Here is a 20582-nt window from a genome sequence, read left to right on the forward strand (position 1 = left end):
CATGATCATCTATATATTGCGTCGCCTGCTGCTGCTGATTATCACGCTGTTTTTGCTGTCGCTGGTGAGCTTCAGCCTGAGCTACTTCACCCCGAATGCGCCGCTGGAAGGGGCTTCGCTGTTCGATGCCTGGTGGTTCTGGTTTAAAGGCCTGTTGCAGTTTGATTTCGGTGTTTCCAGCACCAACGGCCTGCCGATTGATAGCCAGCTGCGCGAGGTGTTCCCTGCCACGCTGGAGCTGTGCATCCTCGCCTTTATGCTGGCGCTGATGGTCGGCATTCCGCTCGGCATCTGTGCCGGGGTTTTGCGAAATAAATGGCAGGACAAAGCGATTAGCGCGCTGGCGCTGCTTGGCTTCTCTATGCCGGTGTTCTGGCTGGCGCTGCTGTTTACCCTCTTCTTCTCGTTAACCCTGGGCTGGCTGCCGGTTTCCGGCCGTTTTGATCTGCTTTATCCGGTGCAGAACGTCACCGGTTTTGCCCTGGTGGACGCCTGGCTGAGCCATTCACCCTGGCGGCACGAGATGCTGATCAGCGCCATCACCCATATGATTTTACCGGTGATCGTGCTGGCGGTAGCCCCGACCACCGAAGTGATTCGCCTGCTGCGCAGCAGCACCAGCGAGGTGATGGATAAAAACTACGTCAAAGCAGCGGCTACCCGAGGGCTGTCGCGCTTTACCATTATCCGCCGTCATGTGTTGCACAACGCGCTGCCGCCGGTGATCCCGCGTCTCGGTTTGCAGTTCTCCACCATGCTGACGCTGGCGATGATTACCGAAGTGGTGTTTAACTGGCCGGGGCTGGGACGCTGGTTGATCAACGCGATTCGTCAGCAGGATTATGCGGCAATTTCCGCCGGCGTGATGGTGGTGGGTGGACTGGTGATCCTGGTTAACGTGCTGTCAGATATTGTCGGTGCGGCGCTTAATCCGCTGAAACATAAGGAATGGTATGCCCTACGATAATATTTATGCCGAAAAGCGGCAGCCTGGGGCTTTCCGTCTGTGCTGGCAGCGGCTTTATCACGACACCAGCGGCATGGTGGGCTTTTACGGCTTCGCGGCGCTGCTGTTCCTGTGCCTGTTTGGCGGTCTGCTGGCTCCCTACGGCATTGACCAACAGTTCCTCGGTTATCAGCTGCTGCCGCCCTCCTGGTCGCGCTACGGGGATGTCTCGTTCTTTCTGGGGACGGATGACCTCGGCCGCGATGTGCTGAGCCGCCTGCTGAGCGGCGTCGCCCCCACGGTGGGATCGGCCATCCTCGTTACGGTTTTCGCCGCCATCTGCGCCCTGCTGCTTGGCGTGCTGGCGGGCATTACCCACGGCCTGCGTTCGGCGGTGATGAATCACGTACTGGATACCCTGCTGTCGATTCCGTCGCTGTTGCTGGCGATTATCGTGGTGGCGTTCCTCGGGCCACGCCTCGAACACGCGATGCTGGCAGTCTGGCTGGCGCTGATACCGCGTCTGGTACGTGAAATCTATACCGCCGTGCATGACGAGATGGAAAAAGAGTACGTGGTGGCGCTGCGCCTTGATGGCGCGCGTAACCTGAATATTCTGTGGAACGCCGTCCTGCCGAATGTGCTGCCGTTGCTGGTGGGTGAATTTACCCGCGCGCTGTCGATGGCGATCCTCGATATCGCCGCGCTCGGTTTTCTCGATCTTGGCGCACAGCTGCCTTCGCCCGAATGGGGCGCGATGCTGGGTGACTCGCTGGAACTGATTTACGTTGCGCCCTGGACAGTGATGCTGCCGGGTGCGGCGCTGATGGTGAGTGTGTTGACTGTTAACCTGCTGGGCGACGGCATTCGTCGCGCCGTAGAAGCGGGAGCTGAATAATGCCGTTACTCGATATCCGCAATCTGGCCATCGAATTTATGACGCCGGACGGCCCGGTAAAAGCGGTTGACCGTATCAACCTGACGCTGACCGAAGGCGAAGTACGCGGCCTGGTGGGCGAATCCGGCTCCGGTAAAAGCCTGGTGGCGAAAGCCATCTGTGGCGTGACCAAAGATAACTGGCGCGTCACCGCCGACCGTATGCGTTTTGACGATATCGATCTGCTGCGCCTGTCGCCGCGTGAACGTCGCCGCATCGTCGGTCATAACGTGTCGATGATTTTCCAGGAGCCGCAATCCTGTCTCGATCCGTCTGAAAGTATCGGCCGCCAGCTGATGCAGGCCATTCCGCGCTGGACCTTTAAAGGCCGCTGGTATCAGCGTTTCTGGTTCTGGCGCAAAACGCGCGCCATTGAGCTGCTGCACCGCGTCGGCATCAAAGATCATAAGGACATCATGGGCAGCTTCCCTTACGAGCTGACCGAAGGCGAATGCCAGAAAGTGATGATCGCCATCGCGCTGGCTAACCAGCCGCGTTTGCTGATTGCCGATGAGCCAACCAACGCCATGGAGCCGACCACCCAGGCGCAGATTTTCCGTCTGCTCAGCCGCCTCAATCAGAACAACAACACCACCATTTTGTTGATCAGCCATGATTTACGCACCATGAGCCAGTGGGCGGATCGTATCAACGTGATGTATTGCGGCCAGACAGTGGAGACGGCGCAGAGCGAGGATTTGATGGGTACGCCGCATCATCCTTATACTCAGGCGTTGATTCGCGCGATGCCGGATTTCGGCAGTGCGCTGCCGCATAAAAGCCGCCTGAATACCCTGTCCGGTGCCATTCCGTCGCTGGAACATCTGCCGATTGGTTGCCGCCTTGGTCCGCGCTGCCCCTATGCGCAGCGCAAATGTATTGAAACGCCGCGCCTCAACGGCAACAAATCGCACCTGTTTGCCTGCCACTTCCCGTTGAATATGGAGGGCCAGTAAACATGGAAACGTTACTTGAGGTGCGCAACCTGAGTAAAACCTTCCGCTATCGCACCGGGCTGTTTCGTCGCCAGCATGTGGAAGCGGTGAAGGAAGTGAGTTTTACCCTGCGCGAGAAACAGACGCTGGCGATTATTGGGGAAAATGGCTCCGGCAAATCGACGCTGGCGAAGATGCTGAGCGGCATGGTGCCGCCCACCGAAGGGCAAATCCTGATTGACGATCATCCGCTGGAATATGGTGACTACGGCTATCGTAGCCAGCGTATTCGCATGATTTTCCAGGACCCGTCCACTTCGCTAAATCCGCGTCAGCGCGTCAGCCAGATCCTGGATTTCCCGCTGCGGCTGAACACCGAACTGGACGACGCGGAGCGCGAGAAACGCATTATCGCCACCCTGCGCCAGGTGGGATTGCTGCGAGACCATGCCGGTTACTATCCGCATATGCTGGCTCCGGGGCAGAAACAACGCCTGGCGCTGGCGCGTGCGCTGATCCTGCAACCCAAGGTGATTGTGGCGGATGAAGCGCTGGCTTCGCTGGATATGACCATGCGATCGCAACTGGTCAATCTGATGCTGGAGCTGCAAGAGAAGCATGGCATCGCCTATATTTATGTGACGCAGCACATTGGCATGATGAAGCACATCAGCGACCAGGTGCTGGTGATGCATCAGGGCGAGGTGGTGGAGCGCGGTGGTACCGCCGATGTGCTGGCTTCGCCGCTGCATGAACTCACCAAACGGCTGATCGCCAGCCACTTTGGTGAAGCCCTGACGGCCGAAGCCTGGCGACGTGATGTCTGATTGTTCACCGTGTCGCGGAAAACGCGGCGCGATTTACCGCATTTGACAGAGACGTGCTAGAATCCGCACGTCGATTAACGTCGGTCGCTCACTTTTTAACCATTGCGACCGCCAACAACAATGACCATAAGGATTACAGCTATGGGTTTTCTTTCCGGTAAGCGCATTCTGATTACTGGCGTTGCCAGTAAACTTTCCATCGCCTACGGTATTGCACAGGCGATGCACAAACAGGGCGCAGAGCTGGCTTTCACCTACCAGAACGACAAACTGAAAGGTCGTGTGGAAGAGTTTGCTAAAGATTTGGGTTCAGACATTGTTCTGCCGTGCGATGTGGCGGAAGACGAGAGCATCACTGCACTGTTCACCGAACTGGCAAAAACCTGGCCGAAATTTGACGGTTTCGTTCACTCCATCGGTTTCGCCCCTGGCGACCAGCTGGATGGCGACTACGTAAACGCCGTTACCCGCGAAGGCTTCAAAATCGCTCACGACATCAGTGCCTACAGCTTTGTAGCGATGGCGAAAGAGTGCCGCGCGATGCTCAACCCGAACTCAGCGCTGCTGACCCTGTCTTACCTGGGTGCTGAGCGCGCGATCCCGAACTACAACGTTATGGGTCTGGCTAAAGCGTCGCTGGAAGCCAACGTTCGTTATATGGCGAACGCCATGGGTCCGGAAGGCGTGCGTGTTAACGCCGTGTCTGCCGGTCCGATCCGTACGCTGGCCGCGTCAGGCATCAAAGATTTCCGTAAAATGCTGGCCCACTGCGAAGCGGTTACCCCGATTCGCCGTACCGTGACCATTGAAGACGTGGGTAACTCTGCGGCCTTCCTGTGCTCCGATCTGGCTGGTGGTATCACTGGTGAAGTGGTACACGTTGATGGCGGCTTCAGCATTGCCGCGATGAACGAGCTGGAACTGAAATAAGTTCCTGAGGGCGAGCCTGGCTCGCCCTTTTCAATTCTGCTGCTTTTCCCGCCCTTATACCCACTTGCTATTAATTATCACCGATCATTCTTTTGCCCCGGACAGCCCTTCGGCGACGATAAGCTAGCCCTTCGGTGCGCACCCGCTTTTCAGATTGTGGCGACCGACACCGAGTCCGTTTTTTGCGAAAGGAATGACCATGGAACAACGCCGTTCTCCAGGCCATGACCAGTGGTTTTACGAAAGCCAGACCCGACCGCAGCACAGCGCGGCGGCACCGCTGGTGCCCGAAGCTGCCCATATCGACGACCGTTTCCTGCTGGGTCTGCAACAGGAAGCCACCGCCTTGCAGCCGCTGTTGAATCGTTTTCAGCCGGTATTGCTGGCGGCCCGCGATCTGAGTCAGATTCTGTTCCCCGATGCGCTGACGCCGACGCTGACGCACACCCTGACGTTATATGATCGTCTCAGCACCGCGCTGACGGTGGCGCAGGTCGCCGGGGTGCAGCGTTTATGCAACCACTACGCCGCCCGGCTCAACCCGCTGCCCGGCCCCGATTCATCGCGCGAAAGCAATAACCGGCTGACGCAAATCACCCAATACGCCCGCCAGCTGGCAATGCAGCCGTCGCTGATTACCCATAACAGCATCAGCGCGCTGGATGCGGTGGGGCTGACCGAGCCGGATATCGTCACCCTGAATCAACTGGTGGGGTTTGTCAGCTACCAGGCGCGTGTGGTGGCGGCGTTGCAGGCGATGATTGGCCTGCCGGTACGCTGGATACCGGGGGTATCGCCGCCGCCGGATGCCAGCGCTGCGCTGTTCCAGCATCCGTCCGACTGGCAACATGCGCTCAAACCGGTTGAGCTGCGTTACGCCACCGCCGAACAGCTGGCGGCCGTCACGTTCTGTCAGGGACTGGATGGACTGGACGACGCGATATGGTTGCTGGTCCATGATGCCCAGGCGCTGTATGGCTGGGCGACGTTGCAACAGCGATTAAGCGAACATTTCACCGAAGATGAGGGACGCGTTCAGGCGGTGAGCGCCCGTATTCTCGGCTGCCAGCGCCAGTTCGCGCGGCACGCCGGGGCATGGCGCGACGCGCTGTTAACCGATGTGGACAGCGACGACCCGCTGATTACGCTGAGCGCGCAGCTTACCCGACAGCCAGAACGTTTCAGTGCGGCGCATCTGCAACCGTTACTTAATGCGGGTTGGGGGTCAGAAAGGATCTTTACCCTGCTCCAGGCAGTCGCGCTGGCTAACTGGCAGGATCGCCTGCTGATGGCGCTGGGCGAACCACGTTAATCCGGCAGGTGCCGTTGCGCCTCATCGAAGAAGTGCTGAGCCAGCGGCGTCGCCCTGCCCGGCTCGGCAATCACCAGCGCCGCCTGACGTCCCATCGGCGCAATCTCAATCGGTCGCCGTTGCAGATTTTGCAGCATGTCCGGCAATAAATGACCGCACGGCGCGACCATCACCCCCAATCCTACCTGCGCGCTTTGCAGCAGCTGCATAATCGAGGCGCTTTCAACAATAACCCGAGGCATCAGGCCTGCCGCGCGCAGCTGGCTATCGAGATAGCGACGGAAATAACGGGTGGGTTCCGCAAGGCATAGCGGCTGGCTGGCAAGTTGTGCCAGGTCGAGCGAGGGATATTCCAGCAATGCGGGAAACGCATCCGGATTGAATAGCGCCTCCACGCCGCGATCCTTCAGCAGCGCGGTCTGGAAATGGAGTTCACGCAGCGCGTTCAGTTCAAAAAAGCCGATACCGCCGTCCACCGTATGGCTGTTCAGGGCGTCGAGCAGTTGATCGGCGCTCATCGCCGATACGCGATAGTCGAGCTGCGGATAACGCGCCTCCACCGCTTTCAGCAACGCCGGGAGGGCTACGCTGCACTGCGGCATCACGCCGAGGCGCAGGGTGCCATTCACGCCGTGCTTAAGCGATTCCACTTCCAGCTTCAATCCCTGATAAACCGAAACGATTTCGCGCGCCCACGCCAGTACCCGCTCTCCCTCCGGCGTAAAGCCGTCAAAGTTATTGCTGCGGTTGATCAGCGACAGGCCCAGCTCACGCTCCAGATTTTTCAGACGCATCGACAGCGTTGGCTGGCTGACAAAGCTGGCCTCGGCTGCACGGCCAAAGTGGCGTTCGCGCTCAAGATTGCATAAATAGATTAACTGTTTGATGTCCATATATTTTCACAAAATTCACAGCGGCGACTGATGCGCACGCCGCAGTGCAGCCAGAGACATCATCGTCAGCATCAGGCCAATCATTAATAACAATTTAAAGCTGATGGCTTTTAACAGCACGATACCCACCACGCCGCCGCCGAGAAACGCCAGCACGGTAAACAGATGCAGTTTGAGGCGTTCAATATATAAAGGTGCATCTTTGGGCGATTCTTTGCGCCGCAGCACATCGAATAACATCGCCAGTTCGATGCCGATATCGGTTGAGGTACCCGATACATGGGTGGTTCTGACCCTGGCATTAGAAATGCGCGTCACCACGGCATTTTGCAATCCGAGCAAAAAACTCAGGCTGAGGATCAGCTGAACACCGGAGTCGCCATTGGGAAACCAGCTTTCCAGCACCCCAAGCACCAGCAAGGCGATGCCTTCGATAAAAATATTGATGGCATAGATACCGCGAATTTCGCGGCGGCGACCGGCATTGATGATCAGCGTGGAGAATGACGATCCGGCGATAAACAGCAGGATAATCACCAGGAAAAACAATCCGATATGCAGGTTGAGCTTCGCCAGATGGTCCGACAGCAAAGAAACGTTGCCGGTCATATTGGCTGAGAAAAACCCAACGGTTTCAAACGCCGCGGTGTTCAGTGCGCCCGCCACCGCCGCCAGCGTACAGGCGAGGCGACGGTCAGTATTATAGGTTCTGGAACTCTCAGTGCTAACCAGCATGGTATCTCTCTGACCATCCGAAACCCGGTTATCATCCTGCCAGCGCTGAATATTCTCAAGCGCTTCCATGCGCCTGCGACCATTTTTCCCGTCAGGCTACGCCAAGCGCCGTTTTCACCTCGTTGGCGATCTTCTCCACCTGCGGGCCGTAGATCACCTGGACATCGTGATCACTGACGCGATTGACGCCATTGGCGCCGGTGGTCATTAACGTCTGATCGACCACTTCGTTCATCTCTTTGACGCGCACCCGCAGGCGGGTAAAGCAGCAATCGACATCCTCTATATTGGCCTCGCCGCCCAGCCCGCTGATGATCACTTTGGTGCGCTCATCGGCGGACACCCGCTCAGGTGGCTGCTCCTCTTCGGATTCGCGCCCCGGCGTTTCCACCCGCATTCGGGTGATGACAAAGCGGAAGCCGTAGTAATAAATCGGCGCGTAGATCACCCCAAGCGCGAGCGTCCACCACCAGTGAGTTTTGCTGCCGCCGAGAATGCCGAATACCACCAGGTCGATGGCCCCGCCCTGCACGTTGCCAATCATCAGATGCAGCATCGACATCAGCATAAATGACAGACCGGTCAGCAGCGCATGCATCACGTACAGCACCGGCGAGACGAAGATAAAGCAGAACTCCAGCGGTTCGGTGATACCAGTGGTAAAGGAGGTCAGCGCGCCCGCCATCATCAACGCCTTGACGCGCTGCTTATGTTCCGGGCGCGCGGTGTGGTAAATCGCCAGCGCCGCCGCCGGCAGACCAAACATCATCACCGGGATTTTGCCCTGGGCAAGGAACTGCGTGGCAGTCCGCACCGTGTCGTCGGGGATCGCGCCCGGATTGGTGAGCGACGTATTGAAGATATTCAGCGCACCGACAATGGTCTGTCCATCAACCGTCGCCATGCCGCCAATCGGCGTGAAACGCACGGTTTCATTGAGAATATGGTGTAAACCGGTTGGGATCAGCAGACGTTCGCAGGCACCGAGCAGAAACGCCCCGTACTGGCCGCTTTTGCCGATCATCTGTCCCACCCAGGCGATACCGGAACCGATGGTCGGCCAGATCAGTGCCAGCAACACGCCCACCAGCGGCAGCACCACCACGGTGACGATCGGCACAAAACGGCGTCCGCCGAAAAAGCTGATGGCGGTGGGCAGCTGTTGGGTATAGAAACGGTTATGCAGCGCCACGGTGATCAGCCCGGCAATCACCCCGCCGAGCACGCTCATGTTATAGGTGAAGATGCCGAGCATCTCGATGTATTCCGCCGAGGTCATCATGGCAGTGGTCTGGTCCATACCCGCCTGTTGCAGGGCTTCTGGCGTGGTGGTGACCGCGGTTAATCCTTTCGCCCCGAGCGTAGCGCTGATCCCCACGTTCATGGCGATATAGCCAATCACGGCGGCAAAGGCCGCAGTGGGCTTTTCGGCTTTTGCCAGACCAATGGCGCTGGCGACGGCAAAGAACACCGGCAGGTTAGCAAACAATGCCCCCGCCACTTTACGGATAAAACCGATGATCAGCTGAGGCACCTGCATATGGGCGAAGGCGTCGCCGGTGATCGCCGGGTTCTGCATCGCAGCGGCGAGACCGAGGAAAATCCCGGCGGCGGCAATGACCGAGATGGGCATCATCAAGGCTTTACCGAAGGCGTGAATTTGGCTTGCCAGATTCTTCATGGTTCAGGCCCTTCCAATAATTGAAAGTACAATTATTAGCCAGTTAGCGGGATGCTACGTAACCACGCGGCAGCGGCGGCCGGAAAAGTTTGAACTGGCTCACGCTTTGCGCGATAAACGCCAGCTATCGCACCATTAAGTCAATCAATTAGACAACTTTTGCTGTCAGTCGCACACTTTCCCTCAACAGCCCGTCATAACCTGATAACAACTACTAAACAATAAGCCTGCATTTACTATGAAATTTAAACGTAAAATTCAGCCCTACCGCGCTGCTGCCGGTGGATGGGGTTCTTTGGAAGCAACCACCCGCTTTGTCATCGACAGTAAAGCCACCCTGAAAAACCTGCGTAACCTGCTGCGTATGAACAAGGCGCGCGGCTTCGACTGCCCCGGCTGCGCCTGGGGCGACGACAATAAAAGCACCTTCAGCTTCTGCGAAAACGGGGCCAAAGCGGTGACCTGGGAAGCCACCCGGCGCGTGGTGGAACCGGCGTTCTTCGCCCAGCACAGCGTCAGCACCCTGTACCAGCAAAGCGACTATTTCCTGGAATATCAGGGTCGCCTCACCCATCCGCTGCGCTACAACCGCGCGACCGACCATTACGAACCGATTAGCTGGGACGACGCTCTCGCCCTGATCGCCCGTCATTTAAAGGCGATGGATAATCCCGACCAGATGGAGCTGTACACCTCCGGCCGCGCCAGCAACGAAGCGTCCTGGCTGTATCAGCTATTTGGCCGTGTGATGGGCACCAACAACTTCCCGGACTGCTCCAATATGTGCCACGAAGCCAGCGGCACCGGCCTGAAACGCAGCATCGGCGTCGGCAAAGGCACCATCCGTCTCGACGATTTTGATCATGCCGATGCGATCTTTGTCTTCGGCCAGAATCCCGGCACTAACCATCCGCGTATGCTGCATAGCCTGCGTCATGCCGCCGATCACGGCGCGAAAATCGTGACCTTCAACACCCTGCGCGAACGCGGGCTGGAACGTTTTGCCGATCCGCAAAAACCGCTGGAAGTGGTGACGTCGATGGCCGGTACCATCAGCTCGGCCTATTACCAGCCCAATCTCGGCGGCGACATGGCAGCCATTCGCGGCATGGTGAAAACCCTGCTGGAGACCCATCGCGCCCGCCTGGCTGCCGGTGAACCGGGGCTGTTTGATCAGGCCTTTATCAATGCGGCGACCCAGGGCGTGGAAGATTATCTGGCGGCGGTGGATAACACCCGCTGGGATGAGATAGTGCGTCAGTCGGGCCTGAGCGAAGCGCAGATCCGCGAGGCGGCAGCGATTTATCAGAGCGCCGATCGCGTGATTTGTACCTGGGCGATGGGCATTACGCAGCACAAACATTCGGTCGATACGGTACGCGAAATCACCAATCTTCAGCTGCTGTTTGGTCAGCTGGGCAAAAAAGGCGCGGGCCTGTGCCCGGTACGCGGCCACAGCAACGTGCAGGGCAACCGCACCATGGGCATCGACGAGAAGCCCAATAAACCCTTCCTCGATGCGCTGGGCAAACATTTCGCTTTTGAGCCGCCACGCGAACACGGCCACAACACCGTTGAAGCCCTTAACGCCATGCTGCGCGATGAAGTGAAGGTGCTGATTGCGCTGGGCGGTAACCTGGCGGCGGCGGCACCGGACTCTCCGCTGACCGAAGAAGCGCTGCAACGTTGCGGATTGACGGTGCACATCAGCACCAAACTTAATCGCAGCCACCTGGTACCGGGTCACGAAGGCTTGATCCTGCCCACCCTTGGCCGCACCGAGCGCGATCGTCAGGCCACCGGCAACCAGTTTATTACCGTGGAAGACTCCTTCAGCATGGTGCACGCCTCTGAAGGGGTAGGCATTCCGCTGGCGGACACGCAGCGTTCGGAAACCGCGATTGTCGCGGGTATTGCCCATGCCACCCTCGGCAGCGACAAAATCGACTGGCTGGGGATGGCAGCTGATTACCATCTGATCCGCGATCATATCGCTGCCACTATCCCCGGCTTTGCAGACTTCAACACCAAATGCGATATCCCCGGCGGTTTCTACCTCGGTAACGCCGCGGCGGAGCTGCGTTTCAATACGCCGTCGCAGAAGGCCGAGTTCAGCAACGCCGCCCTGCCCACCTCGCTGTTCCCGCAGCTGGGTGATGTGGAGGTGCCGTTTACGCTGCAAACCCTGCGTTCCCACGATCAGTACAACACCACCATTTACGGCCTCGATGACCGTTACCGCGGCGTCTATGGCCAGCGCGAGGTAGTGTTTATCCACCCGGACGATATGCAGGCGCTGGGCTTCAGCGAAGGTCAGCTGGTGGATATCGAAACCCTGTGGAACGACGGACTTACCCGCCGCGTCAGCGGTTTTAAACTGGTGCCCTATAATATTCCCCGGGGCAACCTGGCGGCTTACTACCCGGAAACCAACCCGCTGGTACCACTCTCCAGTTATGGCGATGGCAGCGGTACGCCGACCTCAAAATCGGTGCCGGTAAAGCTGGCGTTAACCGCCGCCATACCCACCCAACGTATTGCCTGATCTCAGGGTTATCAGAAGGTAAAAAGCCGCGTCAAGCGGCTTTTTACCCTGTTTTGGCCTTGCCGCGCGGGCATGATTCGCGTAAAACTGTCAGCCGCTCTTAGGCCACGAAACTAAATAAATTATGTTCCAGGATAACCCGCTGCTCGCGCAGCTGAAAGAGAAGCTCCACGCGCAGACGCCGCGCGCAGAAGGTGTGGTGAAAGCCACGGAAAAAGGTTTTGGCTTTCTGGAAGTCGATGCCCAGAAAAGCTACTTCATTCCGCCGCCGCAGATGAAAAAAGTGATGCACGGCGACCGCGTCGTTGCTGTGATTCACACCGATAAAGATCGCGAGAGCGCCGAGCCGGAAAGCCTGGTCGAGCCGTTCCTGACGCGTTTTGTCGGCCGCGTGCAGAAAAAAGATGATCGCCTGTCTATCGTGCCCGATCATCCGCTGCTGAAAGATGCCATCCAGTGTCGTGCCGTACGTGGTCTGACCCACGATTTCCAGGCCGGTGACTGGGCGGTAGCCGAAATGCGTCGCCATCCGCTGAAAGGCGATCGTGGTTTTTATGCTGAGCTGACTGAATTTATCACCACCGCCGACGACCATCTGGCGCCGTGGTGGGTGACGCTGTCGCGCCACAATCTGGAGCGCGAAGCCCCTGAAGTCGGTTTTGGCGAGATGATCGATGAACATCTGCAACGTGAAGACCTCACCGCGCTGGATTTCGTCACCATCGACAGCGCCAGCACCGAAGATATGGACGATGCGCTGTACGCAGAAGAGACCCCCGAAGGCGACCTGCGTCTGACCATCGCCATTGCCGACCCTACCGCTTATGTGCCGGAAGGCAGCGCGCTGGACAAACTGGCCGCCAAACGCGCCTTCACCAACTACCTGCCGGGCTTTAACATCCCGATGCTGCCGCGTGAACTGTCAGACGATGTCTGCTCACTGCGCCCGAACGTACGTCGCCCGGCGCTGGTGTGCCGCGTGACCGTGCTGAAAGATGGCAGCCTGGCCGACGACATTCATTTCTTCGCAGCATGGATCGAATCCAAAGCCAAGCTGGCGTATGACGAGGTTTCTGACTGGCTGGAAAACAGCGGCAGCTGGCAGCCGTCCAGCGACGCCATTGCCCAGCAGATCCGTCTGCTGCATCGCCTGTGCCTGGCGCGCAGCGAGTGGCGTCAGACCCATGCGCTGGTGTTTAAAGATCGCCCTGACTACCGTTTTGTGCTGGGTGAGAAAGGCGAAGTGCTGGATATCATTGCCGAGCCGCGCCGCATCGCCAACCGCATCGTCGAAGAAGCGATGATTCTGGCAAACGTCTGCGCCGCGCAGGAGCTGCAACAGAAACTGGGCTTCGGTATCTACAACCTGCACACCGGTTTTGATCTTGCCAACGCCGAACAGGCGGCTGGCGTGCTGGCCGGTCACGGTATCACCGTGGACCCGCAGGCCATCACCACGCTGGACGGCTTCCGCCAGCTGCGTCGTGAGCTGGATGCCCAGCCGACTCAGTACCTCGACAGCCGTATCCGTCGTTTCCAGTCCTTTGCTGAGATCAGCACCGAGCCGGGCCCGCACTTTGGTCTGGGCCTGGAAGCCTACGCGACCTGGACATCACCGATTCGTAAATTCGGCGATATGATCAACCATCGTCTGCTGAAAGCGATTATCCGTGGCGAAAAGATTGGCCGTCCGCAGGATGAGCTGACCGTGATTATGGGTGAGCGTCGCCGCCTGAACCGCATGGCCGAGCGCGATGTGGGTGACTGGCTGTACGCCCGCTTCCTCGCACCGTTCGCCGGTAGCGATCGTAAGTTCAGCGCTGAGATCATCGACGTGTCGCGTGGCGGTATGCGCGTGCGTCTGCTGGAAAATGGCGCGGTCGCCTTTATCCCGGCCCCGTTCATCCACGCGGTGCGTGATGAGCTGGTGTGCTCGCAGGAGAGTGGTACCGTGCAGATCAAAGGTGAAGTCGCCTATCGCGTCACCGATGTGATCGACGTGACCATCGCCGAAGTGCGTATGGAAACCCGCAGCGTGGTGGCGCGTCCCGCCGCCTGAGCCTGAAAATAGGCGGGATAACAGCGCGTGCTGTTATCCCGTATTTCTCCCCATAATGCTAAGCCACTGTTAAATTTGTTCCCCGCTTCACACTTCTTCATTGTTTAGCTGTCGCTAACATTCCATTACATTATTTTTAACTTGTTGTATTCGATCGTTTATTTTTTTCCGGTCCCTACAAGGAGTTAACTCATGAACAACGTCAAAACCAGACTGATCTGGTTAGCCGTGGCGTTAATCGGTGCTGCGTCGTTTGCCATGCTGGCGCTCAATCGCGGCGAGCACGTCAATGCCGTCTGGCTGGTGATCGCCGCGGTGGCCTGCTACAGCATCGCTTATCGCTTCTACAGCCTGTTTATCGCCGAGCGCATTTTCGAGCTGGACGATCGTCGCCGCACCCCGGCGGAGCGTTTTAACGATGGTCTGGATTATGTGCCCACCAATAAATGGGTACTGTTCGGCCACCACTTTGCCGCCATCGCCGGTGCAGGCCCGCTGGTCGGCCCAATCCTTGCCGCCCAAATGGGGTTTCTGCCCGGCACCCTGTGGATTCTGATTGGCGTGATGCTGGCCGGGGCGGTGCAGGACTTTCTGGTGTTGTTTATCTCAACGCGCCGTGACGGCCGCTCGCTGGGCGAAATGGCACGACAGGAACTGGGATCGTTTGCCGGGGTGATCACCATGCTGGGTGCGCTGGGCGTGATGATCATCATCCTCTCTGCGCTGGCGCTGGTGGTGGTGAAAGCGCTGGCCAACAGCCCCTGGGGTTTGTTTACCATCGCCGCGACCATCCCGATTGCGCTGTTTATGGGCGTATATATGCGCTTCCTGCGGCCGGGCAAAATCGCCGAAGTGTCGATTATCGGTTTTGTGCTGATGATGGCGGCAATTATTTTCGGCGGCGATATCGCCCAACACCCCTTCTGGGGGCCGTTCTTTACCCTGAAAGGCACCGAGCTGACCTGGGTGCTGGTCATCTACGGCTTTGTCGCCTCCTCGCTGCCGGTGTGGCTGCTGCTGGCGCCGCGTGATTACCTCTCCACCTTCCTGAAAATTGGCGTGATTATCGGCCTCGCCATCGGCATTTTGTTTGCCATGCCGGAACTGAAAATGCCGGCAGTGACCAAATTTATTGATGGCAGCGGCCCGGTGTTCTCCGGTGCGCTGTTCCCGTTCCTGTTTATCACTATTGCCTGCGGCGCCATCTCCGGCTTCCATGCGCTGGTGGCCAGCGGCACCACGCCGAAACTGATTGAACGCGAAAGCCATATCCGCTTTATCGGCTATGGCGCGATGCTGATGGAGTCGTTTGTCGCCATTATGGCGCTGATTTGTGCTTCGGTGCTCGATCCCGGCGTCTACTTCGCCATGAACGCCCCGGCGGCGTTAATCGGCACCACGGTAGAAAGTGCCTCGCAGGTGATTAATGGCTGGGGCTTTGTGTTGACACCGGAAATGCTGACCGGCATCGCCAGAGACGTGGGGGAAAATACCATTCTGTCACGCGCCGGGGGCGCGCCAACCTTCGCGGTTGGCATGGCGCATATCATTACCGAGGTGTTTAACAGCCGCGTCATGATGGCGTTCTGGTATCACTTCGCCATTTTGTTTGAAGCGTTGTTTATCCTGACGGCGGTGGACGCCGGCACCCGCGCCTGTCGTTTTATGGTGCAGGATCTGGTCGGCACCGTGGTGCCGTCGCTGGCTAATAACCGCTCGTGGATCGGCAATATGGCAGGCACCACCGTGGCGGTAGCGGGCTGGGGTTTCTTTGTTTATCAGGGGGTGGTCGATCCGCTCGGGGGCATTAATACCCTGTGGCCGCTGTTCGGTATCGGTAATCAGATGCTGGCCTCAATGGCGCTAATCCTCGGCACCGTGGTGCTGTTTAAGATGAAGAAGCAGCGCTATGCCTGGGTGACGATTCTGCCCACCGCGTGGCTGTTTATCACCTCAATGACGGCGGGCTGGCAAAAGATTTTCCACGAGAAACCGTCTATCGGCTTCCTCGCTCAGGCAAACAAGTTCCGTAAAGGGCTGGATGACGGGGTGATTATCGCGCCCGCCAAAACCGTCGCCGATATGCAGACCATCGTGTTTAGCAACCAGATAAACGCCGCCCTCTGCGGTTTCTTTATGCTGGTGGCGGTCACCATGTTAATTGCGGCGTTCTTCGTTATCCGCCGGGCGCTGCGCAGTGAGATACCGACGGTGCATGAGTCGGAGATATCGCTACGTAAGGAGGTGCGCAATGTCTGATGCCATTCTGCATTACAGAAAACCGACCGGAGAGTGGCAGATTCGCCACTGCCTGCCGCTCGGCGGCGTGGTGGTTGACCCGCCGCGCACCCGCTGGCAGATGCTGTGGCGCGGTTTGCAGCAAAGTTTCCGTTTGATGGTCGGCGTGCATGATTATCAAAATTATTTACAGCATATGCGCCTGCATCACCCCGATCGAGCGCCAATGACTGAAAGAGAATTTCACCGTTACTGCCTCGATGCCCGTTTCCCCAGCCAGGGCGGAAAATTAGGCAAGTGCCCCTGTTAATCCTGTGAAGCCCCAAATTTTGGGGCTTTTTCGTGCCATTCTAATCTGCAAACAAAAATATATTTGGATTGCATCTTGTGCTTATGCAAGAGGATGAATACTGTTGCTAAAATAATGAGATACCGCCTGCTGCGCATTCCCCCGGAGGAAGTTTCAATGACCGATGAACAAGGGCAAACGTTGCTGTACACCTTGTTTGGCACGACCAGCCCTCATTGGCGCCTGACTTCGGACAGCGATGCGTTGCATTTTGCCGAAGATGAAAACGCGCATACTAACCTGGCGGTTCCGCTAACCCCCGCGCAGGCGAGTCTGTTACGCGCCATGACAGTCATAACTTCCAGTATAAACCTGACGTTATCGCTCCATGGGACGCCATTACCGATGCATTTTGTCGGTCGTAAAGTGAACCAGTCCACCTGGGCGGGCACCGCTTCAGCCTGGGGCGATACATCGTCGGTAGCCCGCGATCTGACCCTGGGTCTCTCCTTTGCCGAGCAGGTGGTTTCCGAGGCCAACTCGGTGATCGTCATCCTTGATCAGCGCGGAAACATCCAACGTTTCAATCGCTTAAGCGAAGAATACACCGGTCTGAAAGAACAGGAAGTGATTGGCCGCAATGTGTTTCAGCTGTTTATGACCAAGCAGGAAGCCCAGGCATCACGTCGCAACATCGCCGGTTTCTTCCGCGACGGCAATTCTTATGAAGTGGAACGCTGGGTCAAAACCAAAAAAGGCCAGCGACTGTTTCTGTTTCGTAATAAGTTCGTGCACAGCGGCAGCGGAAAAAATGAAATTTTCCTCATCTGTTCAGGAACGGATATAACCGAGGAGCGACGCGCCCAGGAACGTCTGCGCGTGCTTGCCAATACCGATACGGTGACCGGATTACCTAACCGCAACGCCATTCATCAGCAGATTAGTCTGGCACTGGAACTGGCGAATGGCAGTCAAACCGGCGTGGTTTACCTCGATCTGGACAATTTTAAGAAGGTCAACGACGCCTACGGCCATATGTTCGGCGATCAGCTGTTGCAGGCGGTGTCACTGGCGATCCTCAGCTGCCTCGGCAAAGATCAAACCCTCGCGCGTCTCGGCGGCGACGAATTCGTGGTGCTGGCGGAAAACACCAGCCAGGCGGCGCTGGAAGCGATGGCTTCACGTATTCTTGAGCGGCTGCGCCAGCCGTTCCGTATCGGTCTGATTGAGGTCTATAGCGGTTGTTCGATCGGCATCGCCCTCGCCCCGCTGCACGGCGACGATCGCGAGAGCCTGATCCGCAACGCCGATACCGCCATGTATCACGCCAAAGAGAATGGCCGCGGTAAATTCTGCGTGTTTGCCAGTGAGATGAACCAACGGGTATTTGAATACCTGTGGCTAGATACTAACCTGCGCAAGGCGCTGGAACAGGAGCATCTGGTGGTGTATTACCAGCCGAAAATCGATCGGGATGGTGAAGTACGCACGGCCGAAGCGCTGGTGCGCTGGAACTCGCCGGAACGCGGTCTGGTGCCGCCTGGGGATTTTATCTCTTACGCCGAGGAGTCTGGCCTGATTGTGCCGCTTGGCCGCTGGGTCATGCTTAACGTGCTGCAACAGATTGTTGCCTGGCGTAGTGAAGGGATCTGGCTGCGGGTGGCCGTCAATGTTTCCGCCAAACAACTGATTGATCAAAGTATCTACAGCGACCTGAAACAGGCGCTGACTGAAAGCGGGCTGACGGATTGTCCGATTGATATCGAACTGACCGAAAGCTGCCTGATCGAGAACGAAGCCGATGCGCTGAAGCTGATGAAGCAGTTTCAGGAGCTGGGGGCGCAGGTGCATCTCGACGATTTCGGTACGGGCTATTCGTCGTTGTCTCAGCTGGCGCGCGTCCCGATCAACGCGATCAAACTTGACCAGAGTTTTATTCGTAATATCAATAAGCAACCAGTTGCGCAGTCGCTGGTGCGTGCCATTGTAGCGGTGGCCAAAGCCCTGGAGTTGCAGGTGATTGCCGAGGGTATTGAAACCAAAGCCGAAGAAAAATTTGTTATGACCAACGGCGTCGATGGGCGTCAGGGTTATTATTACGCAAAACCAATGCCCGCGGACCAGCTCGGGCATTGGCTGGCTAAGCATCCTGCCCGCGTTTAACGCTGGTCTGCGTTATTATCCGGCTTTGCGCAGGGACGCGCTATGACGGTTTTGCAGCTGTACCAGACGTTCCATGTACGCAATATCTTTCGGTTCCAACGTAAAGGCATAGTCTACCCAGTCCTCGGTTATATCCATCAGTTCTGCCCTTGAGAGTTGCAACACGCGCTGGCGCGCTTTCAGCATCGCCCGTACGCCATTGAGTTTTGGCCGTAAGGTGTCGATGAAGGTGCGCGTGGCGCGATAGCTATCGCCCGGCTGGAACACTTTGTCCACCAGACCGCGGGTTTCATACCATTCCGCGCTGTGTGACTCCCCTTCGCAAATTAACTCCTCGGCCAGCTTCATACCGGCGCGACGCGCCACCAGCGAGTAACCTCCCATACCGGGGAACAGGTTGAAGGCAATTTCCGGGAACCCCAGACGGGCGCTGTTTTGCGCCAGAATGAAATGATGCGCCAGCGCGGCTTCAAAACCGCCACCGAGCGCACTGCCCTCAATCATGGCCAGCGTTACCGCACCGGTATCAAATCCCTTGGCTGCCGAATGGATGCAGTCCACACAGGCACGGGCATAGGCGCGCAGTGCTTCACGACGGTTATTGCGAATGCATTCGACAAAGAAACGCAAATCGCCTCCCGCGTTGAACATCTGTGGCACTAACGAACCCGTCACCCAAAAATCAATCGGCAGACCAGAACGCTGCGCGGCATAGCTCAGGTTCATGATTTCCTCGATCAATTCGTGGTTGAAGCTGGGACGCGGCTGCGCCCGCAACATCATCCACATGGTGTGACGGCCTTCCTCATAATAAGCAGCCAGCTGCGTGGTTTGTCCGACTTCGGTGAACAATCTACATGTAGGTTGGTTAATAACTGTCATAGTCTCATCCTCTAGTTATGTGATGCGTTAAACGCAACATCAGCGTAATCCAGAGTGAGGCCAGACCAAATGAGAGATTGATTTATAAAGTAAAATCCAGAGATTTCCCCGACGCAGGGGCCGGGGAAAGATTAGCAGGGTTACTTGATGGCTGCGCGCTGCCCTACAGCAACATGAGAACGCTTAACGCGTCGTGAATAAACCGCCGTAATAATCGGCACCAATACTGAAGTCACAATCACCGAAGTGGCGACCAGCGCGGTGGCAGCGGGTGCGACCGGTTTAAACTGCGGCAGCATTTCAGCAATTAATACCGGCGTCGCTACGGCTGCGCCAGCGGTGCTGGAAGCCGCAATCCCTGCCGTACCATCGCCACCGCCAATCAGGCGATCTGCCAGAATTAGCGGGATACCGGTGATGATAATCACCGCCACGCCCAGCAGCACGCCCAGCAAGCCGGTCTGCGCGATCACGGCTAAATCGATGGTGTTACCCAACGCAAAGGCGAAGAACGGAATCAGGGTATGCACCGCTTTGCCGAAAAAGTCGCGCAGCTCAGGATCGAGATTGCCGAGAGCGAAACCCACCAGAAACGGCAGCACCGCGCCCACAAACACATGGGGTTCGAATGAGGCAATCCCGGCGGTGCCCAAAATCACCATAGTCATCAGTGGCCCTGATTCCAGTGACATCAACACGAAGGCGCCGGCCTCTTCTTTGGCACCATATTGCTGCATGATCGAGGCATACAGGCCGCCATTGGTCATATCCATCGCTGCCACTAACGCCAGCGTGGAGAGACCGGCAAACATGCCAACCTCGACGCCATTTTCCGGCATCACGCGCGAAGCAATCGCCGCAACAATCCAGGCGACCGCGATTTTTGTCAGCACCAGAGTGCCGGATTTGCGCAGCACGGTACCGGTGGCGCTGAGTTTGATCGATGCCCCCATGCAGAAGAACCACACCGCGAGGATCGGTACGGTGCCGCTCATCAATCCGTTGGTGAAGGAGCCGAAATATTTTCCCGCGCCAGGGGAGAAGGTGTGGCATAGCGCGCCAAGAAACAGCGGAATCAACATCATGCCGCCAGGGATTTTATCGATCGCACGTTTGATATGCATAGGGTTATCACCTGTACTGAGCCTGAGGAAGGGGTTTTTCATGTTGCCGATTGGCATGGCAGGCACGATAACGACCAGGCGCAGGG

The 20582-nt window shown here is 57.5% G+C and carries 16 protein-coding genes; 11 read left to right on the forward strand and 5 right to left on the reverse strand.

The genetic code is table 11. The features are described 5' to 3' along the window. Position 1: 1 nt before the first annotated feature. The 6 genes from sapB to AC6I8V_RS10935 all read left to right on the forward strand — a co-directional run bounded on the left by sapB (position 2) and on the right by AC6I8V_RS10935 (position 5887). A complete protein-coding gene (gene sapB / locus AC6I8V_RS10910) occupies positions 2–967 on the forward strand; it encodes a putrescine export ABC transporter permease SapB (protein ID WP_497842287.1) in 966 nt (321 codons plus the stop codon). After that, positions 954–1844 (forward strand): putrescine export ABC transporter permease SapC, encoded by an 891-nt coding sequence (gene sapC, locus AC6I8V_RS10915; protein ID WP_497842288.1) that lies wholly within the window; start codon positions 954–956, stop codon positions 1842–1844. The genes sapB and sapC overlap by 14 nt, the downstream gene beginning before the upstream one ends. Next, positions 1844–2839: a putrescine export ABC transporter ATP-binding protein SapD gene (sapD, locus tag AC6I8V_RS10920; protein ID WP_497842289.1), complete on the forward strand. Its 996-nt coding sequence runs from the start codon at positions 1844–1846 to the stop codon at positions 2837–2839. Before sapC ends, sapD begins: the two co-directional genes overlap by 1 nt. Before the next feature lie 2 nt (positions 2840–2841). Continuing rightward, a complete protein-coding gene (gene sapF / locus AC6I8V_RS10925; RefSeq protein WP_497842290.1) occupies positions 2842–3645 on the forward strand; it encodes a putrescine export ABC transporter ATP-binding protein SapF in 804 nt (267 codons plus the stop codon). Positions 3646–3786: 141 nt separating this feature from the next. Beyond that, complete coding sequence (fabI, locus tag AC6I8V_RS10930) at positions 3787–4575, forward strand: enoyl-ACP reductase FabI (RefSeq protein ID WP_013509224.1); 789 nt, start codon at positions 3787–3789, stop codon at positions 4573–4575. Positions 4576–4774: 199 nt separating this feature from the next. Then, entirely contained in the window at positions 4775–5887 is a 1113-nt protein-coding gene (locus AC6I8V_RS10935) for a carboxymuconolactone decarboxylase family protein (RefSeq protein WP_497842291.1), read from the forward strand. Here AC6I8V_RS10935 and AC6I8V_RS10940 read toward each other — a convergent pair. The 3 genes from AC6I8V_RS10940 to AC6I8V_RS10950 all read right to left on the reverse strand — a co-directional run bounded on the left by AC6I8V_RS10940 (position 5884) and on the right by AC6I8V_RS10950 (position 9196). After that, the gene (locus AC6I8V_RS10940; protein ID WP_497842292.1) at positions 5884–6780 is read right to left on the reverse strand and encodes a LysR family transcriptional regulator; all 897 of its coding nucleotides are present in this window, start codon (positions 6778–6780) and stop codon (positions 5884–5886) included. The genes AC6I8V_RS10935 and AC6I8V_RS10940 overlap by 4 nt on opposite strands. Positions 6781–6795: 15 nt before the next feature. Then, on the reverse strand, positions 6796–7515 hold the full coding sequence (locus AC6I8V_RS10945; RefSeq protein ID WP_497845820.1) for a YoaK family protein: 720 nt from the start codon (positions 7513–7515) through the stop codon (positions 6796–6798). Between the two features lie 91 nt (positions 7516–7606). After that, positions 7607–9196, reverse strand: coding sequence for a PTS transporter subunit EIIC (locus AC6I8V_RS10950; protein ID WP_497842293.1), 1590 nt, complete (start codon positions 9194–9196; stop codon positions 7607–7609). A gap of 238 nt (positions 9197–9434) precedes the next feature. Here AC6I8V_RS10950 and AC6I8V_RS10955 point away from each other — a divergent pair, with 238 nt between their 5' ends. From AC6I8V_RS10955 to pdeR, 5 genes are all read left to right on the forward strand, one after another. Then, the gene (locus AC6I8V_RS10955; protein ID WP_497842294.1) at positions 9435–11741 is read left to right on the forward strand and encodes an FdhF/YdeP family oxidoreductase; all 2307 of its coding nucleotides are present in this window, start codon (positions 9435–9437) and stop codon (positions 11739–11741) included. Positions 11742–11865: 124 nt separating this feature from the next. Further along, positions 11866–13800, forward strand: a complete 1935-nt coding sequence (locus tag AC6I8V_RS10960; protein ID WP_497842295.1) for an exoribonuclease II — start codon at positions 11866–11868, stop codon at positions 13798–13800. A gap of 192 nt (positions 13801–13992) precedes the next feature. After that, positions 13993–16059: a carbon starvation CstA family protein gene (locus tag AC6I8V_RS10965; protein ID WP_497842296.1), complete on the forward strand. Its 2067-nt coding sequence runs from the start codon at positions 13993–13995 to the stop codon at positions 16057–16059. Then, on the forward strand, positions 16052–16348 hold the full coding sequence (locus tag AC6I8V_RS10970) for a YbdD/YjiX family protein (RefSeq protein WP_497842297.1): 297 nt from the start codon (positions 16052–16054) through the stop codon (positions 16346–16348). Before AC6I8V_RS10965 ends, AC6I8V_RS10970 begins: the two co-directional genes overlap by 8 nt. A gap of 156 nt (positions 16349–16504) precedes the next feature. Beyond that, a complete protein-coding gene (gene pdeR / locus AC6I8V_RS10975) occupies positions 16505–18490 on the forward strand; it encodes a cyclic di-GMP phosphodiesterase (RefSeq protein ID WP_497842298.1) in 1986 nt (661 codons plus the stop codon). Positions 18491–18505: 15 nt separating this feature from the next. Here pdeR and AC6I8V_RS10980 read toward each other — a convergent pair whose 3' ends face one another. Then, positions 18506–19372 carry a crotonase/enoyl-CoA hydratase family protein gene (locus AC6I8V_RS10980; protein ID WP_208715207.1) on the reverse strand — a complete coding sequence of 289 codons (867 nt, stop codon included), beginning with the start codon at positions 19370–19372 and terminating at the stop codon, positions 18506–18508. Positions 19373–19512: 140 nt separating this feature from the next. Further along, positions 19513–20496: a 2-keto-3-deoxygluconate transporter gene (kdgT, locus tag AC6I8V_RS10985; RefSeq protein ID WP_497842299.1), complete on the reverse strand. Its 984-nt coding sequence runs from the start codon at positions 20494–20496 to the stop codon at positions 19513–19515. Positions 20497–20582 lie beyond the last annotated feature (86 nt).

Source organism: Pantoea sp. X-Soil-TKNS-1207 (assembly GCF_059730485.1).

What these genes read in the sequence shown, in the direction of transcription:
- sapB (WP_497842287.1), top strand. Translation starts at nt 2, where the DNA reads ATGATCATCTATATATTGCGTCGCCTGCTGCTGCTGATTATCACGCTG.
- sapC (WP_497842288.1), top strand. Translation starts at nt 954, where the DNA reads ATGCCCTACGATAATATTTATGCCGAAAAGCGGCAGCCTGGGGCTTTC.
- sapD (WP_497842289.1), top strand. Translation starts at nt 1,844, where the DNA reads ATGCCGTTACTCGATATCCGCAATCTGGCCATCGAATTTATGACGCCG.
- sapF (WP_497842290.1), top strand. Translation starts at nt 2,842, where the DNA reads ATGGAAACGTTACTTGAGGTGCGCAACCTGAGTAAAACCTTCCGCTAT.
- fabI (WP_013509224.1), top strand. Translation starts at nt 3,787, where the DNA reads ATGGGTTTTCTTTCCGGTAAGCGCATTCTGATTACTGGCGTTGCCAGT.
- AC6I8V_RS10935 (WP_497842291.1), top strand. Translation starts at nt 4,775, where the DNA reads ATGGAACAACGCCGTTCTCCAGGCCATGACCAGTGGTTTTACGAAAGC.
- AC6I8V_RS10940 (WP_497842292.1), bottom strand. Translation starts at nt 6,780, where the DNA reads ATGGACATCAAACAGTTAATCTATTTATGCAATCTTGAGCGCGAACGC.
- AC6I8V_RS10945 (WP_497845820.1), bottom strand. Translation starts at nt 7,515, where the DNA reads ATGCTGGTTAGCACTGAGAGTTCCAGAACCTATAATACTGACCGTCGC.
- AC6I8V_RS10950 (WP_497842293.1), bottom strand. Translation starts at nt 9,196, where the DNA reads ATGAAGAATCTGGCAAGCCAAATTCACGCCTTCGGTAAAGCCTTGATG.
- AC6I8V_RS10955 (WP_497842294.1), top strand. Translation starts at nt 9,435, where the DNA reads ATGAAATTTAAACGTAAAATTCAGCCCTACCGCGCTGCTGCCGGTGGA.
- AC6I8V_RS10960 (WP_497842295.1), top strand. Translation starts at nt 11,866, where the DNA reads ATGTTCCAGGATAACCCGCTGCTCGCGCAGCTGAAAGAGAAGCTCCAC.
- AC6I8V_RS10965 (WP_497842296.1), top strand. Translation starts at nt 13,993, where the DNA reads ATGAACAACGTCAAAACCAGACTGATCTGGTTAGCCGTGGCGTTAATC.
- AC6I8V_RS10970 (WP_497842297.1), top strand. Translation starts at nt 16,052, where the DNA reads ATGTCTGATGCCATTCTGCATTACAGAAAACCGACCGGAGAGTGGCAG.
- pdeR (WP_497842298.1), top strand. Translation starts at nt 16,505, where the DNA reads ATGACCGATGAACAAGGGCAAACGTTGCTGTACACCTTGTTTGGCACG.
- AC6I8V_RS10980 (WP_208715207.1), bottom strand. Translation starts at nt 19,372, where the DNA reads ATGACAGTTATTAACCAACCTACATGTAGATTGTTCACCGAAGTCGGA.
- kdgT (WP_497842299.1), bottom strand. Translation starts at nt 20,496, where the DNA reads ATGCATATCAAACGTGCGATCGATAAAATCCCTGGCGGCATGATGTTG.